This is a genomic window from Streptomyces sp. NPDC008317 (genome assembly GCF_042955955.1).
Classification (GTDB): Bacteria; Actinomycetota; Actinomycetes; order Streptomycetales; family Streptomycetaceae; genus Actinacidiphila.
This window is the reverse complement of the sequence record NZ_JBIBFQ010000003.1, coordinates 229,435-246,804: the sequence shown is the minus strand read 5'-3', so window position 1 is coordinate 246,804 and position 17,370 is coordinate 229,435. Positions and strand designations below refer to the sequence as shown.

General features: G+C 70.3%; 16 protein-coding genes. 14 read left to right on the top strand and 2 right to left on the bottom strand.

Translation table 11 applies throughout. The features are described from left to right. The first annotated feature begins 106 nt into the window (after positions 1–106). From pdxS to ACFY9V_RS10920, 11 genes are all read left to right on the top strand, one after another. Positions 107–1,015, top strand: coding sequence for a pyridoxal 5'-phosphate synthase lyase subunit PdxS (pdxS, locus tag ACFY9V_RS10970; protein WP_355332529.1), 909 nt, complete (start codon positions 107–109; stop codon positions 1,013–1,015). Positions 1,016–1,022: 7 nt separating this feature from the next. Continuing rightward, complete coding sequence (gene pdxT / locus ACFY9V_RS10965; protein ID WP_355332527.1) at positions 1,023–1,616, top strand: pyridoxal 5'-phosphate synthase glutaminase subunit PdxT; 594 nt, start codon at positions 1,023–1,025, stop codon at positions 1,614–1,616. A 66-nt stretch (positions 1,617–1,682) separates the two neighbouring features. Next, a complete protein-coding gene (locus ACFY9V_RS10960) occupies positions 1,683–2,435 on the top strand; it encodes a YebC/PmpR family DNA-binding transcriptional regulator (protein WP_391160821.1) in 753 nt (250 codons plus the stop codon). Between the two features lie 175 nt (positions 2,436–2,610). Continuing rightward, on the top strand, positions 2,611–3,150 hold the full coding sequence (ruvC, locus tag ACFY9V_RS10955; protein WP_188285212.1) for a crossover junction endodeoxyribonuclease RuvC: 540 nt from the start codon (positions 2,611–2,613) through the stop codon (positions 3,148–3,150). Further along, positions 3,147–3,758 carry a Holliday junction branch migration protein RuvA gene (ruvA, locus tag ACFY9V_RS10950; RefSeq protein WP_355332522.1) on the top strand — a complete coding sequence of 204 codons (612 nt, stop codon included), beginning with the start codon at positions 3,147–3,149 and terminating at the stop codon, positions 3,756–3,758. Before ruvC ends, ruvA begins: the two co-directional genes overlap by 4 nt. Positions 3,759–3,842: 84 nt before the next feature. Beyond that, on the top strand, positions 3,843–4,907 hold the full coding sequence (gene ruvB / locus ACFY9V_RS10945) for a Holliday junction branch migration DNA helicase RuvB (protein ID WP_355332520.1): 1,065 nt from the start codon (positions 3,843–3,845) through the stop codon (positions 4,905–4,907). A 163-nt stretch (positions 4,908–5,070) separates the two neighbouring features. Continuing rightward, positions 5,071–5,544 (top strand): preprotein translocase subunit YajC, encoded by a 474-nt coding sequence (gene yajC / locus ACFY9V_RS10940; RefSeq protein WP_355332517.1) that lies wholly within the window; start codon positions 5,071–5,073, stop codon positions 5,542–5,544. 78 nt (positions 5,545–5,622) lie between these two features. Further along, positions 5,623–7,389 (top strand): protein translocase subunit SecD, encoded by a 1,767-nt coding sequence (secD, locus tag ACFY9V_RS10935; RefSeq protein WP_355332515.1) that lies wholly within the window; start codon positions 5,623–5,625, stop codon positions 7,387–7,389. Beyond that, complete coding sequence (gene secF / locus ACFY9V_RS10930) at positions 7,389–8,585, top strand: protein translocase subunit SecF (protein WP_355332512.1); 1,197 nt, start codon at positions 7,389–7,391, stop codon at positions 8,583–8,585. The genes secD and secF overlap by 1 nt, the downstream gene beginning before the upstream one ends. 169 nt (positions 8,586–8,754) lie before the next feature. Then, complete coding sequence (locus ACFY9V_RS10925) at positions 8,755–9,315, top strand: adenine phosphoribosyltransferase (RefSeq protein WP_355332509.1); 561 nt, start codon at positions 8,755–8,757, stop codon at positions 9,313–9,315. Positions 9,316–9,695: 380 nt separating this feature from the next. Further along, positions 9,696–12,026: a bifunctional (p)ppGpp synthetase/guanosine-3',5'-bis(diphosphate) 3'-pyrophosphohydrolase gene (locus ACFY9V_RS10920; protein ID WP_355333552.1), complete on the top strand. Its 2,331-nt coding sequence runs from the start codon at positions 9,696–9,698 to the stop codon at positions 12,024–12,026. A gap of 102 nt (positions 12,027–12,128) precedes the next feature. Here ACFY9V_RS10920 and ACFY9V_RS10915 read toward each other — a convergent pair whose 3' ends face one another. Both ACFY9V_RS10915 and ACFY9V_RS10910 read right to left on the bottom strand, forming a co-directional pair. After that, positions 12,129–13,358 (bottom strand): DUF349 domain-containing protein, encoded by a 1,230-nt coding sequence (locus tag ACFY9V_RS10915; RefSeq protein WP_188285205.1) that lies wholly within the window; start codon positions 13,356–13,358, stop codon positions 12,129–12,131. Positions 13,359–13,501: 143 nt separating this feature from the next. After that, complete coding sequence (locus ACFY9V_RS10910; RefSeq protein WP_355332507.1) at positions 13,502–14,356, bottom strand: peptidylprolyl isomerase; 855 nt, start codon at positions 14,354–14,356, stop codon at positions 13,502–13,504. Between the two features lie 266 nt (positions 14,357–14,622). On the opposite strand from ACFY9V_RS10910, the gene ACFY9V_RS10905 reads away from it, so the two are divergent. The 3 genes from ACFY9V_RS10905 (at position 14,623) to ACFY9V_RS10895 (ending at position 17,368) form a co-directional block, all read left to right on the top strand. Then, positions 14,623–15,333, top strand: a complete 711-nt coding sequence (locus ACFY9V_RS10905; RefSeq protein WP_391160817.1) for an MBL fold metallo-hydrolase — start codon at positions 14,623–14,625, stop codon at positions 15,331–15,333. Further along, on the top strand, positions 15,330–16,616 hold the full coding sequence (hisS, locus tag ACFY9V_RS10900) for a histidine--tRNA ligase (RefSeq protein WP_391046610.1): 1,287 nt from the start codon (positions 15,330–15,332) through the stop codon (positions 16,614–16,616). The genes ACFY9V_RS10905 and hisS overlap by 4 nt, the downstream gene beginning before the upstream one ends. Positions 16,617–16,717: 101 nt before the next feature. Further along, positions 16,718–17,368 carry a vitamin K epoxide reductase family protein gene (locus ACFY9V_RS10895; RefSeq protein ID WP_355332503.1) on the top strand — a complete coding sequence of 217 codons (651 nt, stop codon included), beginning with the start codon at positions 16,718–16,720 and terminating at the stop codon, positions 17,366–17,368. Positions 17,369–17,370: the final 2 nt, after the last annotated feature.

Below are 17,370 nucleotides of genomic sequence, written 5' to 3'. Positions count from 1 at the left end.
GCCGGTCCGCGGGGAGCCACCGCGGCGGAATTGGCCCTTTCCCGCCCCCGGCGACCGGCCGGACCATGGAGAAAAGCCACCGATTTCGTCAGCGAGTGAGGTCACCGTGTCCACCAGCCCCTCCGCCACCACCCCCGAGACCGGCACCGCACGCGTCAAGCGCGGTATGGCCGAGCAGCTCAAGGGCGGCGTGATCATGGATGTCGTCACCCCGGAGCAGGCGAAGATCGCCGAGGACGCGGGCGCCGTCGCCGTCATGGCACTGGAGCGGGTTCCGGCCGACATCCGCGCGCAGGGCGGCGTGGCCCGGATGTCCGACCCGGACATGATCGAGGGCATCATCAACGCGGTGTCCATCCCCGTGATGGCCAAGTCCCGGATCGGCCACTTCGTCGAGGCCCAGGTCCTCCAGGCGCTCGGCGTCGACTACATCGACGAGTCCGAGGTGCTGACCCCCGCCGACGAGGTCAACCACTCCGACAAGTGGGCCTACACCACCCCCTTCGTCTGCGGCGCCACCAACCTCGGCGAGGCCCTGCGCCGGATCGCCGAGGGCGCGGCCATGATCCGCTCCAAGGGCGAGGCCGGCACCGGCAACGTGGTCGAGGCCGTCCGCCACCTGCGCCAGATCAAGGGCGAGATCTCCCGCCTCAAGGGCCTGGACAACAACGAGCTGTACGCCGCCGCCAAGGACCTGCGCGCCCCGTACGAGCTGGTCAAGGAGGTGTCGGTGCTGGGCAAGCTGCCCGTCGTGCTGTTCTCCGCGGGCGGTGTGGCCACCCCGGCCGACGCCGCCCTGATGCGCCAGCTCGGCGCCGAGGGCGTCTTCGTCGGCTCCGGCATCTTCAAGTCCGGCGACCCGGCCAAGCGCGCCGCCGCGATCGTCCGCGCCACCACCTTCTTCGACGACCCGAAGGTCATCGCGGACGCCTCCCGCAACCTCGGCGAGGCCATGGTCGGCATCAACATCGACACCCTCCCGGAGTCCGAGCACTACGCCAACCGCGGCTGGTAAGGCGACGATGACCAGCTCTCCCACCATCGGCGTCCTGGCACTCCAGGGCGACGTCCGGGAGCACCTGACGGCACTGGCCGCGGCGGACGCCGCGGCCGGTCCCGTCCGGCGCCCGGAGGAACTGGCCGGAATCGACGGCCTGGTGATACCCGGCGGCGAGTCCACCACCATCTCCAAGCTCGCCGTGCTCTTCGGCCTGATGGAACCGCTGCGCGAGGCGATCCGCGGCGGCCTGCCGGTCTACGGCACCTGCGCGGGACTGATCATGCTCGCCGACAAGATCCTCGACCCCAGGTCCGGCCAGGAGACCTTCGGCGGCATCGACATGATCGTCCGCCGCAACGCCTTCGGCAGGCAGAACGAGTCCTTCGAAGCGGTCGTCGACGTCACGGGCGTCGAGGGCGGCCCGGTCGAGGGCGTCTTCATCCGCGCGCCGTGGGTCGAGTCGGTGGGTGCGGACGTGGAGGTGCTCGCCGAGTACGGTGGCCACATCGTCGCCGTCCGTCAGCGCAATGTGCTCGCCACGTCGTTCCACCCCGAACTGACCGGCGACCACCGGGTCCATGAATTCTTCGTGGACACTGTGCGCGCGGCGGGCTGACCGGATCCCGGTAGGATCGACGGCGCGACGAAAGACAGCATTTGGTGACGCGAAGGAGACAGTCGGATGTCCGGCCACTCTAAATGGGCTACGACCAAGCACAAGAAGGCCGTGATCGATGCCAAGCGCGGCAAGCTCTTCGCGAAGCTGATCAAGAACATCGAGGTCGCGGCGCGGACCGGTGGCGCCGACCCGGACGGCAACCCGACGCTGTTCGACGCCATCCAGAAGGCGAAGAAGAGCTCGGTACCGAACAAGAACATCGACAGCGCGGTCAAGCGCGGCGCCGGTCTCGAAGCCGGTGGCGCCGACTACCAGACGATCATGTACGAGGGCTACGGTCCCAACGGTGTCGCGGTGCTCATCGAGTGCCTGACCGACAACCGCAACCGCGCCGCGTCCGACGTGCGGGTGGCCATGACCCGCAACGGCGGCTCGATGGCCGATCCGGGCTCGGTGTCGTACCTGTTCAACCGCAAGGGCGTGGTGATCGTCCCCAAGGCTGAGCTGGGCGAGGACGACGTGCTGGACGCGGTGCTCGACGCGGGCGCCGAGGAGGTCAACGACCTCGGTGAGTCCTTCGAGGTGGTCAGCGAGGCCACCGACCTGGTGCCGGTCCGCAAGGCGCTCCAGGAGGCCGGGATCGACTACGACTCGGCCGACGCCAACTTCCTGCCCACCATGCAGGTGGAGCTGGACGAGGACGGCGCGCGCAAGATCTTCAAGCTCATCGACGCGCTGGAGGACAGCGACGACGTGCAGAACGTCTTCGCCAACTTCGACGTCTCCGACGAGGTCATGGAGAAGGTCGACGCCTGAGCCGCGCTCAGGCGGTGACGCTGGGGCCGCGCGCGAGCGGACCCTGACGGACGGTCAGCCGGAGGGGCCGACGGGACACACCCCGTCGGCCCCTCCGCTGTTTGTCGGCCCCAACCGATAACCTGCACGAACAGGTTGGCGAAGACGGCGGCTGACGGGCGCGGAAGGGGGCGGCATGCGAGTGCTCGGCGTGGACCCGGGTCTGACCCGGTGCGGCATCGGAGTGGTGGACGGCGTTCCCGGACGCCCGCTGACGATGGTCGGCGTCGGCGTCGTACGCACCCCGGCCGACGCGGAGATCGGCGACCGGCTCGTCCTGATCGAGCGCGGCATCGAGGAGTGGCTCGACGAACACCGCCCGGAGGCGGTCGCCGTGGAGCGGGTCTTCAGCCAGCACAATGTGCGCACCGTGATGGGCACCGCCCAGGCGAGCGCGGTCGCCATGCTGTGCGCCGCCCGCCGCGGCCTGCCCGTCCACCTGCACACCCCCAGCGAGGTCAAGGCCGCCGTCACCGGCAGCGGCCGGGCCGACAAGGCGCAGGTCGGCGCGATGGTGACCCGGCTGCTGCGGCTCGACGCCCCGCCGAAACCGGCCGACGCCGCCGACGCGCTGGCACTGGCCATCTGTCACATCTGGCGCGGCGCCGCCACCAACCGCCTCCAGCAGGCCATCGCCGCCCACCGCCCCGTACGACCCCAGGAGTCCGCCAAGTGATCGCCTTCGTCAGCGGCCAGGTCGCCGCGCTCGCCCCCGACACCGCGGTCATCGAGGTCGGCGGCGTGGGCATGGCCGTCCAGTGCGCCCCGAACACCCTGGCCGCGCTGCGGATCGGCCAGCCCGCCAAGCTCGCCACCTCCCTGGTGGTCCGCGAGGACTCGCTCACCCTCTACGGCTTCGCGGACGAGGACGAGCGGCAGGTCTTCGAACTGCTCCAGACCGTCAGCGGAGTCGGCCCCAGGCTCGCCCAGACGATGCTCGCCGTGCACACCCCGGACGCGTTGCGCTCCGCGGTCGCGGTCGGCGACGAGAAGGCGCTGACCGCGGTGCCCGGCATCGGCAAGAAGGGAGCGCAGCGGCTGCTCCTGGAGCTGAAGGACCGGCTGGGCGAACCGGTCGGCTCCGGCGCGGACCGGGGAATCGGCAGCCCGGTCGGCGACTCCTGGCGCGAGCAGCTGCACGCCGCGCTGCTCAGCCTCGGCTACGCCACCCGCGAGGCCGACGAGGCGGTCGCCGCCGTCACCCCGCAGGCCGAGGCCGAGCGGGAGCCGAACGTCGGCGCGCTGCTGCGCGCGGCCCTCCAGACCCTCAACCGCACCCGCTGACCGCCCTGTTGACGCCGCCGGCCGCACCCGTACCGGTGACGCCGGTCCGTACCGCCGACCCCACACCGACCCGAGAGACCAACCATGAACTGGGACGACGCCACCGACGAGCGGCCGGAGCGACTGGTCGGCGCCACCGCCGACCATGAGGACCAGGCGGTCGAGGCGGCGCTGCGCCCCAAGGACTTGGGGGAGTTCATCGGGCAGGAGCGCGTACGGCAGCAGCTCGACCTGGTGCTCAGGGCCGCCCGCCAGCGCCAGGGCACCGCGGACCACGTCCTGCTCTCCGGCGCCCCCGGCCTCGGCAAGACGACGCTGTCGATGATCATCGCGGCCGAGATGGGCGTGCCCATCCGGATCACCTCGGGACCCGCCATCCAGCACGCGGGCGACCTCGCCGCGATCCTGTCCTCGCTCCAGGAGGGCGAGGTGCTCTTCCTCGACGAGATCCACCGGATGTCACGGCCCGCCGAGGAAATGCTCTACATGGCGATGGAGGACTACCGGGTCGACGTGATCGTCGGCAAGGGCCCCGGCGCGACCGCGATCCCGCTGGAACTGCCGCCCTTCACCCTGGTCGGCGCCACCACCAGGGCCGGACTGCTGCCGCCCCCGCTGCGCGACCGCTTCGGCTTCACCGGCCACATGGAGTTCTACGCCCCCGCCGAACTGGAGAAGGTCATCCGCCGCTCCTCCGGGCTGCTGGACGTCGAGGTCGCCGACGACGGCGCCGCCGAGATCGCCGGACGCTCCCGCGGCACCCCCCGGATCGCCAACCGGCTGCTGCGCCGGGTCCGCGACTACGCCCAGGTCAGGGCGGACGGTGTGATCAGCCGGGAGATCGCCGCCAAGGCGCTGGAGGTCTACGAGGTGGACGAGCGCGGGCTCGACCGGCTGGACCGGGCCGTGCTCCAGGCGCTGCTGAAGCTCTTCGGCGGCGGGCCCGTCGGCCTGTCCACGCTCGCCGTCGCGGTCGGCGAGGAGCGCGAGACCGTCGAGGAGGTCGCCGAGCCGTTCCTCGTCAGGGAGGGCCTGCTGGCCCGGACACCGCGCGGCCGGGTGGCCACGCCCGCGGCCTGGACGCACCTCGGTCTGGTACCGCCGCACAATCCCGCCGGACCCGGACAGAGCGGGTTGTTCGGACCCTGACCGCCGATAGACTCGCCCCTTCAGGAACCCCAGTGCCATGCTTGGCGTTGTTCAGGCGGCGAGCCAGCGCTTAGACTCCGCCGACGCCCTTCCTCCGGATCGGCACCCACATCCCGAAACCCAGGCCAGCCCCACGTTGGCCGTGCGAAGGAACGTCCAGACCGTGAGTATCGTCACTCTCCTCCCCTTGGTCCTGATTGTTGGCGTCATGTTCATGATGACGCGCTCGGCCAAGAACAAGCAGCGCCAGGCACTGACCATGCGGAACCAGATGGAGCCCGGATCGGGCGTCCGCACGATCGGTGGCATGTACGCCGTGGTCAAGGAAGTGAACGAGGAGACGGTCCTCCTTGAGCTGACGGACGGGGTGCACGCACACTTCGCGAAGAACGCCATCGGCGCCGTGCTGGCCGAAGAGGAGTTCAACCGGATCGTGCACGGCATCGAGCCGGAGGAGATCGAGCACGACGACACCGAGGACACCGAAGGCGACGTCACCGCCGACGCGGCTTCCGGGGATGCCGCTGCGACGGACGACGTCAAGAAGGACGCCAAGGACTCGGGCGAGCACCGCATTGATCTGAGCAAGACCGAGGACGCGCCGGGGCAGGACGGCCCCGACTCCACGTCCAAGTAAGGGTCCGGCTCTCACAACTTCGTGGCCACCCCATGAGCGTGCAGGCTCAGGGGCGGTAGGACAGGGAGAATCAAGAAGGTGGCAGCAGCCAACAAGGGCCGCAGGCCGTCCCCGGGGAGTCAGGGATACCCCGGGCGCGCTCTGGCCGTGATCGTGATCGCCCTGGTGGCGCTGACCGGAGGAATGTTCCTCTCCGGCAACACCACTCCCCGACTGGGCATCGACCTGGCCGGCGGTGTCAGCATCACGCTGACCGCCAAGGCGGACCAGGGGAACGCGGTCACCAAGTCCAATATGAACACGGCGGTCAGCATCATCAACCGCCGTGTCAACGGACTCGGTGTCTCCGAGGCGGAGGTGCAGACCCAGGGATCGAACAACATCATCGTCAACATCCCCAAGGGCACCAACGCCGCCCAGGCCGAGCAGCAGGTGGGCACCACCGCGCAGCTCGCCTTCCGTCAGGTGCTGACCGCCGCGGACGGCAACCCGGCCACGGCCGCGCCCAAGCCCTCGGCCAGCCCCTCGGCCTCCGGCGGTACGACGCCGAAGCCGAGCGGCACGCCCAGCGCGACGGGCACCCCGAAGGCCACCGGGAGCACCACGTCCAGTCCGCAGGGCCGCGCCGTCACCGACGCGCTGAAGTCGAGTGTGAACAAGGCGCCGACACCGACGCCCACCGCGACGCCCAGCAACCCGGCGACCACGCCCGGCACGGGCGCCGCCGACCTGTCGATCCCCGCCGACCTCCAGGCGAAGCTCGACAAGCTCGACTGCACCGACCCCACGCAGCGCACCGCGGCCAGCAAGGGCACCAAGCCCGGTGACAAGGTCGTCGCCTGCGGTCAGCAGGGCAACCAGTGGATCAAGTACGCGCTCGGCCCGACGCTGATCGACGGCAAGCGCGTCTCCGGCGCCAGCGCGAACTTCGACTCGCAGCAGGGCAACGGCTGGGTCGTCAACCTGACGTTCGACTCCAAGGGCGCCAGCCAGTTCACCAAGGTCACCGGTGACCTCGCCTCCCAGGCCCAGCCGAACAACCAGTTCGCGATCGACCTGGACGGCAACGTCGTCTCGGCCCCGTCGGTCTCCCAGGCCCTGCCCGGCGGCAGCGCCCAGATCTCCGGCAGCTTCACCCAGAAGTCCGCCGAGGACCTGGCGAACGTGCTGAAGTACGGCTCGCTGCCCCTGGCGTTCTCCATCCAGGACACGACCACGGTCTCTCCCGCCCTCGGCGGCGAGCAGCTCCGCGGCGGTCTGATCGCCGGCGCCGTCGGCCTCGTCCTGGTCGTGCTCTACATGTTCGCCTACTACCGCGGACTGAGCCTGGTGGCGCTCGCGAGCCTCGTGGTCTCGGGCGCGCTCACCTACACGATCATGTGTCTGCTCGGTGAGGCGATCGGCTTCGCCCTGAACCTGCCCGCGGTCTGTGGTGCCATCGTCGCCATCGGTATCACCGCCGACTCGTTCATCGTCTTCTTCGAACGGATCAGGGACGAGCTCCGTGAGGGCCGCTCGCTGCAACCCGCGGTCGCCCGCGGCTGGCCGCGCGCCCGGCGCACCATCCTGGTGTCGGACTTCGTGTCCTTCCTCGCCGCCGCCGTGCTGTTCACCGTGACGGTCGGCAAGGTCCAGGGCTTCGCGTTCACGCTCGGTCTCACCACCGTGCTCGACGTCGTCGTGGTGTTCCTGTTCACCAAGCCGCTGATGACGATCCTCGCCCGTCGCCCGTTCTTCGCTCAGGGCCACAGGTGGTCCGGTCTCGATCCCAAGGCGCTCGGCGTGAAGGCGCCGCTGCGTCGGAGCGTCCGCCACAACCGGCCCACCGAGACGAAGGAAGCCTGATGTCCAAGCTCAGCAATCTCGGTCACCGGCTGCACCGCGGCGAGATCGCGTACGACTTCGTCGGCCACCGCAAGATCTGGTACGGCGTATCGATCCTGATCACGGTCGTCGCCGCGGTCGGCCTGGTGGTCAACGGCCTCAAGCTCGGCATCGAGTTCTCCGGCGGCGCGGACTTCACCACGGCCAAGACCTCCATCTCGGTCGCGGACGCGCAGAGCAAGATCGAGGGCCACACCGCCGGCCACGACGCGACGATCCAGAAGCTGGGCAGCGGAAAGCTCCGCATCCAGGTCAGCGACATCTCCACCGAGGCGTCCAAGTCCGTCCAGCAGAACATCTCCAAGGAACTGGGCATCCCGCTCAAGGACATCGACGCGCAGATCGTCGGTCCGAGCTGGGGCAAGGAGATCTCCCACAAGGCCCTTCAGGGTCTGATCATCTTCCTGGTGCTGGTGGTCGCCTATCTGGCCATCGCCTTCGAGTGGCGCAAGGCCGTCGCGGCACTGATCGCCCTGCTCCACGACCTCACGATCACGGTCGGTGTCTACGCCATCGTGGGCTTCGAGGTCACACCGGGCACGGTGATCGGTCTGCTCACCATCCTCGGTTACTCCCTCTACGACACCGTCGTCGTCTTCGACGGTCTGAAGGAGTCCACCAAGGACATCACCAAGCAGAACAGGTACACCTACAGCGAGATCGCCAACCGCAGCCTCAACGGCACCCTGGTGCGGTCGATCAACACCACGGTCGTCGCCCTGCTGCCGGTCGGCGCGCTGCTCTTCATCGGTGGCGGCATCCTCGGCGCGGGCATGCTCAACGACATCGCGCTCGCGCTGTTCGTCGGCCTCACCGCCGGTGCGTACTCCTCGATCTTCATCGCGACTCCGATCGTCGCGGACCTCAAGGAGCGCGACCCGGCGATGAAGCAGGTCCGCAAGCGGGTGCTCGCCCGCCGGGCCTCCGACGCCACGAAGGCCGCCGAGGCGGCCGCCCGCGGCGAGGAGCCCGCCGACCCCGAGGACGGGGACGGGGACGACGACGACCAGGCGGAAGCCGCAGCGGCCGGAGCCGGTGTGGTGGGCCCGCGGGCCCAGGGCACCGCCCCGGGCAGCCGTTCCGGCGGCACCCGCGGCGCGTCCGCCAACCGCGGCACCCGTGGTGGCCGCAACCGCCCCTCGGGCAAGCGGCGCTGACCGTGAATCGCCGCCGCCCGGTCGACACCGACCGGGCGGCGGCGATTTTCCGTTTCCCGAACCACATCGACCGACCCTCGTCGACCGACGAGCGCTCCATGGCCCGAAGCGCCGTGGAACGACAAGCACGTCATGGACCGACGCGACATGAACCGACGAAAGTAGCGCGATGACCACCACGGACGCAGCCTCCGCCGAGCTCAGGGAACTGCTGCTCGGCCGCATCCGCGACGTTCCGGACTACCCCCAGCCCGGCGTGATCTTCAAGGACATCACCCCGCTGCTGGCCGACCCCGTCGCCTTCAGCGCCCTGGTGGACGCGCTCGCCGCCCTGTGCGCGCGGCACGGCGCCACCAAGGTCGTCGGCCTCGAAGCCCGCGGCTTCATCCTCGCCGCCCCGGCCGCCGCCCGCGCGGGCCTCGGCTTCGTCCCGGTCCGCAAGGCGGGCAAACTGCCCGGAAAGACCCTGGCGCAGTCGTACGACCTGGAGTACGGCACCGCTGAGATCGAGGTGCAGGTCGACGCCTTCGCCGAGGGCGACCGCGTCCTGGTGATCGACGACGTCCTGGCCACCGGCGGCACCGCGGAAGCCTCGCTTGAGCTGATCCGGCGGACCGGCGCGACCGTCGCGGGCGTGGCCGTCCTGCTGGAGCTGGGCTTCCTCGGCGGCCGGGCGCGGCTGGCCCGGGTCCTGGGGGACGCCCCCCTGGACACCCTCGTCGCGATCTGACGCGCTCCGGACTGCGTACGGGCTCTCGGGCCGCGTACGGGCTCTCGTACGCCATTCGGGTCCGCGGGGCCCGGTTACGGCCTCCTACGAGCGTCCTGCGGCCCCGTACGGCGTACGCGGGGCCCGTACGGGGCCCTGAGGCGGGCGCCCGGCGGGCTCGGGCGCCCGCCTCTCGCCGCAGGTCGATACCATGGAACTTCTACCCCGCGTGAGGAGTGCTCTTGCCAGACCAGGCCCAGCCACTCGACGCCGCGGGCGGGAAGGAACCGGCCGCGGGTGGCACGGGGACGTCCGCCGACAGCCGGACCGCCGCACCCACCCCCGCTCCCGCGCCCGCCAAGCCCGCCGCGCCCGAACCGGCCGCGCCCGCCGTACGCCCGGTGCGTACGCCCGGCAGCGTCGCGCCGACGCGTCCCGGGGCCTCCTCCAGCCGCGTCCGTGCCCGCCTCGCCCGGCTCGGCGTGCAGCGCTCCAGCCCGTACAACCCGGTGCTCGAACCGCTGCTGCGCGTGGTGCGGGGCAACGACCCGAAGGGCGACAGCGCCCAGCTCCGGCAGATCGAGCGGGCCTACCAGGTCGCCGAGCGCTGGCACCGCGGCCAGAAGCGCAAGAGCGGCGACCCGTACATCACGCACCCGCTGGCCGTCACCACGATCCTCGCCGAACTGGGCATGGACCCCGCCACCTTGATGGCCGGGCTGCTGCACGACACCGTCGAGGACACCGAGTACGGCCTGGACGCGCTGCGCCGCGACTTCGGCGACCAGGTGGCGCTGCTGGTCGACGGCGTCACCAAGCTCGACAAGGTCAAATTCGGCGAGGCCGCGCAGGCCGAGACCGTGCGCAAGATGGTCGTCGCGATGGCCAAGGACCCCCGCGTCCTGGTGATCAAGCTCGCCGACCGGCTGCACAATATGCGCACGATGCGCTATCTCAAGCGCGAGAAGCAGGAGAAGAAGGCCCGCGAGACGCTGGAGATCTACGCCCCGCTGGCGCACCGGCTGGGCATGAACACCATCAAGTGGGAGCTGGAGGACCTCGCCTTCGCGATCCTCTACCCCAAGATGTACGACGAGATCGTCCGGCTGGTCGCCGAGCGCGCCCCCAAGCGCGACGAATACCTCGCCGTGGTCACCGACCAGGTCCAGCAGGACCTGCGCGCCGCCCGGATCAAGGCCACCGTCACCGGCCGCCCGAAGCACTACTACAGCGTCTACCAGAAGATGATCGTCCGCGGCCGGGACTTCGCGGAGATCTACGACCTGGTGGGCATCCGCGTCCTGGTCGACACCGTCCGCGACTGCTACGCGGCGCTCGGCACCATCCACGCGCGATGGAATCCGGTCCCCGGCCGGTTCAAGGACTACATCGCGATGCCCAAGTTCAACATGTACCAGTCGCTGCACACGACGGTCATCGGGCCCAGCGGCAAGCCCGTCGAACTGCAGATCCGTACCTTCGACATGCACCGCCGCGCCGAGTACGGCATCGCCGCGCACTGGAAGTACAAGCAGGAGGCGGTGGCGGGCGCCTCCAAGGTGCGCACCGACAGCCCGCGGTCCGACAAGAAGGACGACGCGGTCAACGACATGGCGTGGCTGCGCCAGCTCCTGGACTGGCAGAAGGAGACCGAGGACCCCGGCGAGTTCCTGGAGTCGCTGCGCTTCGACCTCTCGCAGAGCGAGGTCTTCGTCTTCACACCCAAGGGCGACGTGATAGCGCTGCCCGCGGGCGCCACCCCGGTGGACTTCGCGTACGCCGTGCACACCGAGGTCGGCCACCGGACCATAGGCGCCCGCGTCAACGGCCGCCTCGTACCGCTGGAGTCGACGCTCGACAACGGCGACACCGTCGAGGTCTTCACCTCCAAGGCCGCGGGAGCCGGGCCGTCCCGCGACTGGCTGGGCTTCGTCAAGTCGCCGCGGGCGCGCAACAAGATCCGCGCCTGGTTCTCCAAGGAGCGCCGCGAGGAAGCGGTCGAGCAGGGCAAGGAAGCCATCGCCCGCGCGATGCGCAAGCAGAATCTGCCGATCCAGCGGGTGCTCACGGGTGACTCGCTGGTCACCCTCGCGCACGAGATGCGCTACCCCGACATCTCCGCGCTCTACGCGGCGATCGGCGAGGGGCACATCACCGCGCAGTCCGTCGTGCAGAAGCTGGTCGACGCGCTCGGCGGCGAAGAGGGCGCCACCGAGGACATCGCGGAGATCACCACCCCCACACAGGGGCGCACCAAGCGGCGGGCCAACGCCGACCCCGGTGTCATCGTCAAGGGCGCCAGCGACGTCTGGGTCAAGCTCTCCCGCTGCTGCACCCCGGTGCCGGGCGACCCGATCATCGGCTTCGTCACCCGCGGCAACGGCGTCTCGGTGCACCGCGCCGACTGCGTCAACGTGGACTCGCTCTCGCAGCAGCCCGAGCGGATGATCGAGGTCGAGTGGGCGCCCACCCAGTCGTCGGTCTTCCTGGTCGCCATCCAGGTCGAGGCCCTCGACCGGTCCCGGTTGCTCTCGGACGTCACCCGCGTGCTGTCCGACCAGCACGTCAACATCCTCTCCGCGGCCGTCCAGACCTCCCGCGACCGCGTCGCCACCTCCCGCTTCACCTTCGAGATGGGCGACCCGAAGCACCTGGGCCACGTCCTGAAGGCGGTACGCGGCGTGGAGGGCGTCTACGACGTCTACCGGGTGACCTCGGGCCGCCAGAGGTAAGCGAGGCCGCGGGCGGGCGGGCACGACCCACCGGCCCGCGGACGCCCGACGGCCCCGGCACTCATCATGAGCGCCGGGGCCGTCGGGCGTGCGAGCGGCCGGTCAGCCGCCGAACTCGCCCATGCCCTTCAGGGCCGCGTCCAGCAGCGCCTGACGCCCGTCAAGCTCCGACTGGAGCTTGTCCGCCTTCGCGGTGTTCCCCGCGGAGCGCGCCGCGTCGATCTGCTTCTGGAGCTTCTCGACCGCCGCCTGGAGCTGACCGGTCAGACCGGCCGCCCGCGCCCGGACCTCGGGGTTGGTGCGCCGCCACTCGGCTTCCTCGGACTCGGCCAGCGCACGCTCCACCGCGTGCATACGGGCCTCGATCCGCGGCCGCGCGTCCCGCGGCACGTGCCCGATGGCCTCCCAGCGCTCGTTGAGCGAGCGGAAGGCGGCACGCGCCGACTTCAGCTCGGTCACCGGGAGCAGCTTCTCGGCCTCGACGACCAGCTCCTCCTTGAGCGCGAGGTTGTCGCGCTGCTCGGTGTCCCGCTCGGCGAACACCTCGGAGCGGGCGGCGAAGAAGACGTCCTGGGCGCCGCGGAAGCGGTTCCACAGATCGTCCTCGGCCTCGCGCTGCGCACGCCCGGCCGCCTTCCACTCCGTCATCAGCTCGCGGTAGCGGGCCGCGGTGGGCCCCCAGTCCGTCGAGTTCGACAGCGACTGCGCCTCGGTGACCAGCTTCTCCTTCGTCCGCCTGGCCTCCTCGCGCTGCGCGTCGAGCGACGCGAAGTGCGCCTTGCGGCGCTTGGAGAACACCGAACGGGCGTGGCTGAAGCGGTGCCACAGCTCGTCGTCCGCCTTGCGGTCGAGTCGCGGCAGGCCCTTCCATGTGTCGACCAGGGCGCGCAGCCGCTCGCCCGCGGTCCGCCACTGCTCGCTCTCGGCGAGCTGCTCGGCCTCCGCGACAAGCTGCTCCTTGGCGACCTTCGCCTCTTCGCTCTGCTTCGCCCTGGCCGCCTTGCGCTCCTCGCGCCGGGAGTCCACCAGCGCGACCAGCGCGTCGAGCCGTTCGCCCAGCGCCGCCAGATCGCCCACCGCGTGCGCCTCGGTCACCGAGACGCGCAGGTGCTCGATCGCGGCCAGCGCGTCCTTGGGCGCGAGATCGGTGGTCCGCACCCGTCGTTCGAGGAGGCCGATCTCCACGACGAGTCCTTCGTACTTGCGCTCGAAGTAGGCGAGCGCCTCCTCAGGAGAACCCGCCTGCCACGAACCGACCTCCTTCTCCCCGTCGGCCGTACGCACGTACACGGTCCCCGTCTCATCGACGCGGCCCCACGGGTCGCTGCTCACAGCGCCTCCTCCACGTGATGCCCGGCCGGCTCACGGCCGGACATCTTCCACAGAATTTCACCGGTTGGGCCGCACGCCCTGACCGGTCCAACGCCAACATAGGCGACCAGCACCCCGGCTGTCCGCATCCGATGCGGGCCCAATCAGGATTTGCTGACGGTCGCCTTGTTGATCACCACGGTCGCGTTCGGCGCGGTGTTGCCCGTCGTCTGGTCGGCGGGCTGGGCGCCCGCGGCGGCGATTTTGTCGAGCACCTTCATACCGGCGGCGTCGATCGTGCCGAACGGCGTGTAGCTCGGAGCCAGCGGGCTGTCCTTGTAGACCAGGAAGAACTGGCTGCCGCCGGTGTGCGCCTGGCCGGTGTTGGCCATGGCCACGGTGCCCGCCGGGTACGTCACGGTCTTCTGCGCGTCGGCCTTGCCGAACGCCGTCAGATTCTCGTCCGGGATCGTGTAGCCGGGGCCGCCGTTGCCCTGCGCGGTGGGGTCGCCGCACTGGAGGACGAAGATGCCCTCGGTGGTCAGCCGGTGGCACTTGGTGTGGTCGAAGAAGCCCTTGTCCGCGAGGAACTTGAAGGAGTTCGTGGTGTCGGGGGCCTTCGCCGCGTCCAGCGCGATCGGGATCGAGCCGCAGGTCGTCTGGAGCGTGAAGGTGTACTTCGCGCTCTTGTCGATCGCCATCTTCGGCTCGGTCTTCCACTGCTCCGTGCCCGGCGCGCCCGCGTCCGCCTTGCCGCACGGGTCCGGCGCCTTCGAGGGGGTCGCCGACGGCGACGCGCTGGCGTTGGCCGCCGCGTCGTCCGTGGACTTCTTCTTGCCGCTGCTGTCGAAGGCGCCCAGGCCCCAGGCGGAACCGCCGCCGATGACGACCACGGCGAGCACGGCGGCGATCACCGAATTGCGCGTCCGCGACTTGCGGCGCATCTGCACCCGCCGCTGCTGCTGCCGCTCGAACTTCTCCCGGGCGAGCTGCCGCCGCCGCTGATCCTTGGTGACCACTTCGCCGTCTCCCGGTCGTGTCTCGTGAGTGCTGTGCGATGACTGTGTTTCCGCTGTCCACGACCTGTCGGCAGGCCGTGTGCCGCGGTGCGCTCGAACGCGAATACGCGTGCCGCAGATCTTCGCGGCATGCGCGTCCCCCGTCCAGTCCGCACGCGGTCCGATGAAGGCACAATACGAGTTCGCTGCGGCGGTACGGCGGCCGGTAGGCTCGTGAACGGCCGATATCTCCCGCGGCCGACACCGCGGACGACAGAAGGACGAACGTGCTCATTGCCGGGTTCCCCGCCGGGGCCTGGGGCACCAATTGTTATGTGGTCGCCCCCGCCGCGGGTGAGGAGTGCGTGATCATCGACCCGGGCCACCTCGCGGTCCAGGGCGTCGAGGACACCCTCGCCAAGCACCGACTGAAGCCCGTCGCCGTCATCCTCAGCCACGGCCACATCGACCATGTCGCCTCCGTCGTACCGGTCTGCGGCGCGCACGACGTGCCCGCCTGGATCCACCCCGAGGACCGGTACATGCTCAGCGACCCCGAGAAGGCGCTCGGCCGCGCCATCGGGCAGCCGCTGATGGGGGAGCTGACCATCGGCGAGCCCGACGACGTCAAGGAACTGGCCGACGGCGCCGCGCTGACGGTGGCGGGTCTGGAGTTCTCCGTCGCGCACGCGCCCGGCCATACCAGGGGGTCGGTGACGTTCAGGCTGCCAGAGACCGCCGACATCCCGTCGGTGCTGTTCTCCGGCGACCTGCTCTTCGCCGGCTCCGTCGGACGCACCGACCTGCCCGGCGGCTCCATGGCCGAGCTGTACGAGTCGCTGGCGCGTGTGTGCCTGCCGCTCGACGACTCGACCGTGGTGCTCTCCGGCCACGGCCCCCAGACGACCATCGGCCGCGAGCGCGCCGCCAACCCCTACCTGGGTGAGGTGGCCCGCGGCCCAGGAGCCGGAGACCCGGCTCCGCGACGAGGATTGTGACGGATTCAGTGAGTTCCGCCGTACGCGCCTTCCAGGCCCCCAAGGGCACCTACGACCTGCTGCCGCCCGACTCCGCGGTGTTCCTCGCGGTGCGCGAGGCCATCGCCGCGCCCGCCCGCCGGGCCGGTTACGGCTATGTCGAGACCCCCGGTTTCGAGAACGTCGAACTGTTCTCCCGCGGTGTCGGGGAGTCCACCGACATCGTGACCAAGGAGATGTACACCCTCACCACCAAGGGCGGCAGCGAACTCGCGCTGCGCCCCGAGGGCACCGCCTCCGTCCTGCGCGCGGCCCTCCAGGCCAACCTGCACAAGACGGGGAATCTGCCGGTCAAGCTCTGGTACTCCGGCTCCTACTACCGCTACGAGCGCCCGCAGGCGGGCCGCTACCGGCACTTCTCGCAGGTCGGCGCGGAGGCGATCGGCGCCGAGGACCCGCTGCTCGACGCGGAGCTGATCATCCTGGCGGTGGACGCGTACACCGACCTCGGGCTGCGCGACTTCCGGCTGCTGCTCAACTCGCTCGGCGACCGCGAGTGCCGTCCGGTCTACCGGGCCGCCCTCCAGGACTACCTGCGCGGCCTGGACCTGGACGAGGAGACCCGCGCCCGGATCGAGATCAATCCGCTGCGGGTGCTCGACGACAAGCGCGACTCCGTACAGAAACAGCTCGCCGACGCGCCGCTGATCCGCGACCACCTGTGCGAGGCGTGCAAGGCGTACCACGAGGAGGTGCGCGCGCTGCTGACCGAGGCGGGCGTGGCCTTCGAGGACGACCCCCGGCTGGTGCGCGGCCTGGACTACTACACCCGCACCACCTTCGAATTCGTCCACGACGGGCTCGGCTCGCAGTCCGCGGTCGGCGGCGGCGGGCGCTACGACGGGCTCTCCGAGATGATCGGCGGCCCCGCGCTGCCGTCGGTCGGCTGGGCGCTGGGCGTGGACCGTACGGTGCTCGCGCTGCGCTCGGAGGGCGTGGAACTGGCCCTTCCCGCGGTCACCGACGTCTACGCCGTACCGCTCGGCGACGAGGCGCGGCGGGCGCTGTTCGGCACGGTCACCGCGCTGCGCAGGGCCGGGATCGCCGCGGACTTCGCCTTCGGCGGCAAGGGCATGAAGAACGCGATGAAGTCCGCGAACCGCTCCGGCGCCCGATTCGCGCTCGTCGCGGGGGAGCGGGACCTCGCCGAGGGCGTCGTCCAGCTCAAGGACCTGGGCAGCGGCGAGCAGACGGCGGTCCCGCTCGCCGAGGTGGTCGCGAGCGTCAAGGCGCGGCTCGTTTGACCCTCTTCCGTGTACCAGGGCGTGCAGGACTTATCCAGTCCTGACCGCCCTGGTGCACAATGTTGGGTGCCCGCTCCCCACGACCTAAGAGATCGGCGATCATGACGACTTCCGCGTTGGACGAGACGCGTACGGACGGCGGCGCCGAGGACGAGCGGCGGCCGGCCGACGGCATCGGAGCAGGGCGCGCGTACACCTGGCTGCTGCTGATCTGCGGCCTGCTCGGCACGGTCGCCGCGTTCGTGATCACCGATGACAAGTTCAAGCTGCTGGAAGACCCGAATTACACCCCCGCGTGCAGCCTGAACCCGATCATCTCCTGCGGCAACATCATGAAGAGCGAGCAGGCCCACGCGTTCGGCTTCCCGAACCCGATGATCGGCATGATCGCCTACCCGGTCATGATCTGCGTCGCGATGGGCATCCTGGCCGGCGCCCGCTACCGTCCCTGGTTCTGGCTCGGCCTCCAGGCGGGCACCCTGTTCGGTGTCGGATTCTGCACCTGGCTCCAGTACCAGTCGCTGTACAGCATCGGCTCGCTCTGCCTGTGGTGCAGCCTCGCCTGGGTCGTGACCATCGCCGCGTTCTGGTACACGGCGGTGCACAACGTCAAGCACCGGATCATCAAGGTGCCCGAGGGCGCGCGCACCGCCGTGCTGGAGTTCCACTGGGTCGTGCCGGTGCTCTGGTACGGGGTGCTCATCCTGCTGATCCTGACCCGCTGGTGGTCGTACTGGAAGACGCTGGTCTGAGC

What these genes read in the sequence shown, in the direction of transcription:
- ACFY9V_RS10925 (WP_355332509.1), top strand. Translation starts at nt 8,755, where the DNA reads ATGACCACCACGGACGCAGCCTCCGCCGAGCTCAGGGAACTGCTGCTC.
- secF (WP_355332512.1), top strand. Translation starts at nt 7,389, where the DNA reads ATGTCCAAGCTCAGCAATCTCGGTCACCGGCTGCACCGCGGCGAGATC.
- ACFY9V_RS10960 (WP_391160821.1), top strand. Translation starts at nt 1,683, where the DNA reads ATGTCCGGCCACTCTAAATGGGCTACGACCAAGCACAAGAAGGCCGTG.
- pdxT (WP_355332527.1), top strand. Translation starts at nt 1,023, where the DNA reads ATGACCAGCTCTCCCACCATCGGCGTCCTGGCACTCCAGGGCGACGTC.
- ACFY9V_RS10895 (WP_355332503.1), top strand. Translation starts at nt 16,718, where the DNA reads ATGACGACTTCCGCGTTGGACGAGACGCGTACGGACGGCGGCGCCGAG.
- ruvB (WP_355332520.1), top strand. Translation starts at nt 3,843, where the DNA reads ATGAACTGGGACGACGCCACCGACGAGCGGCCGGAGCGACTGGTCGGC.
- ruvC (WP_188285212.1), top strand. Translation starts at nt 2,611, where the DNA reads ATGCGAGTGCTCGGCGTGGACCCGGGTCTGACCCGGTGCGGCATCGGA.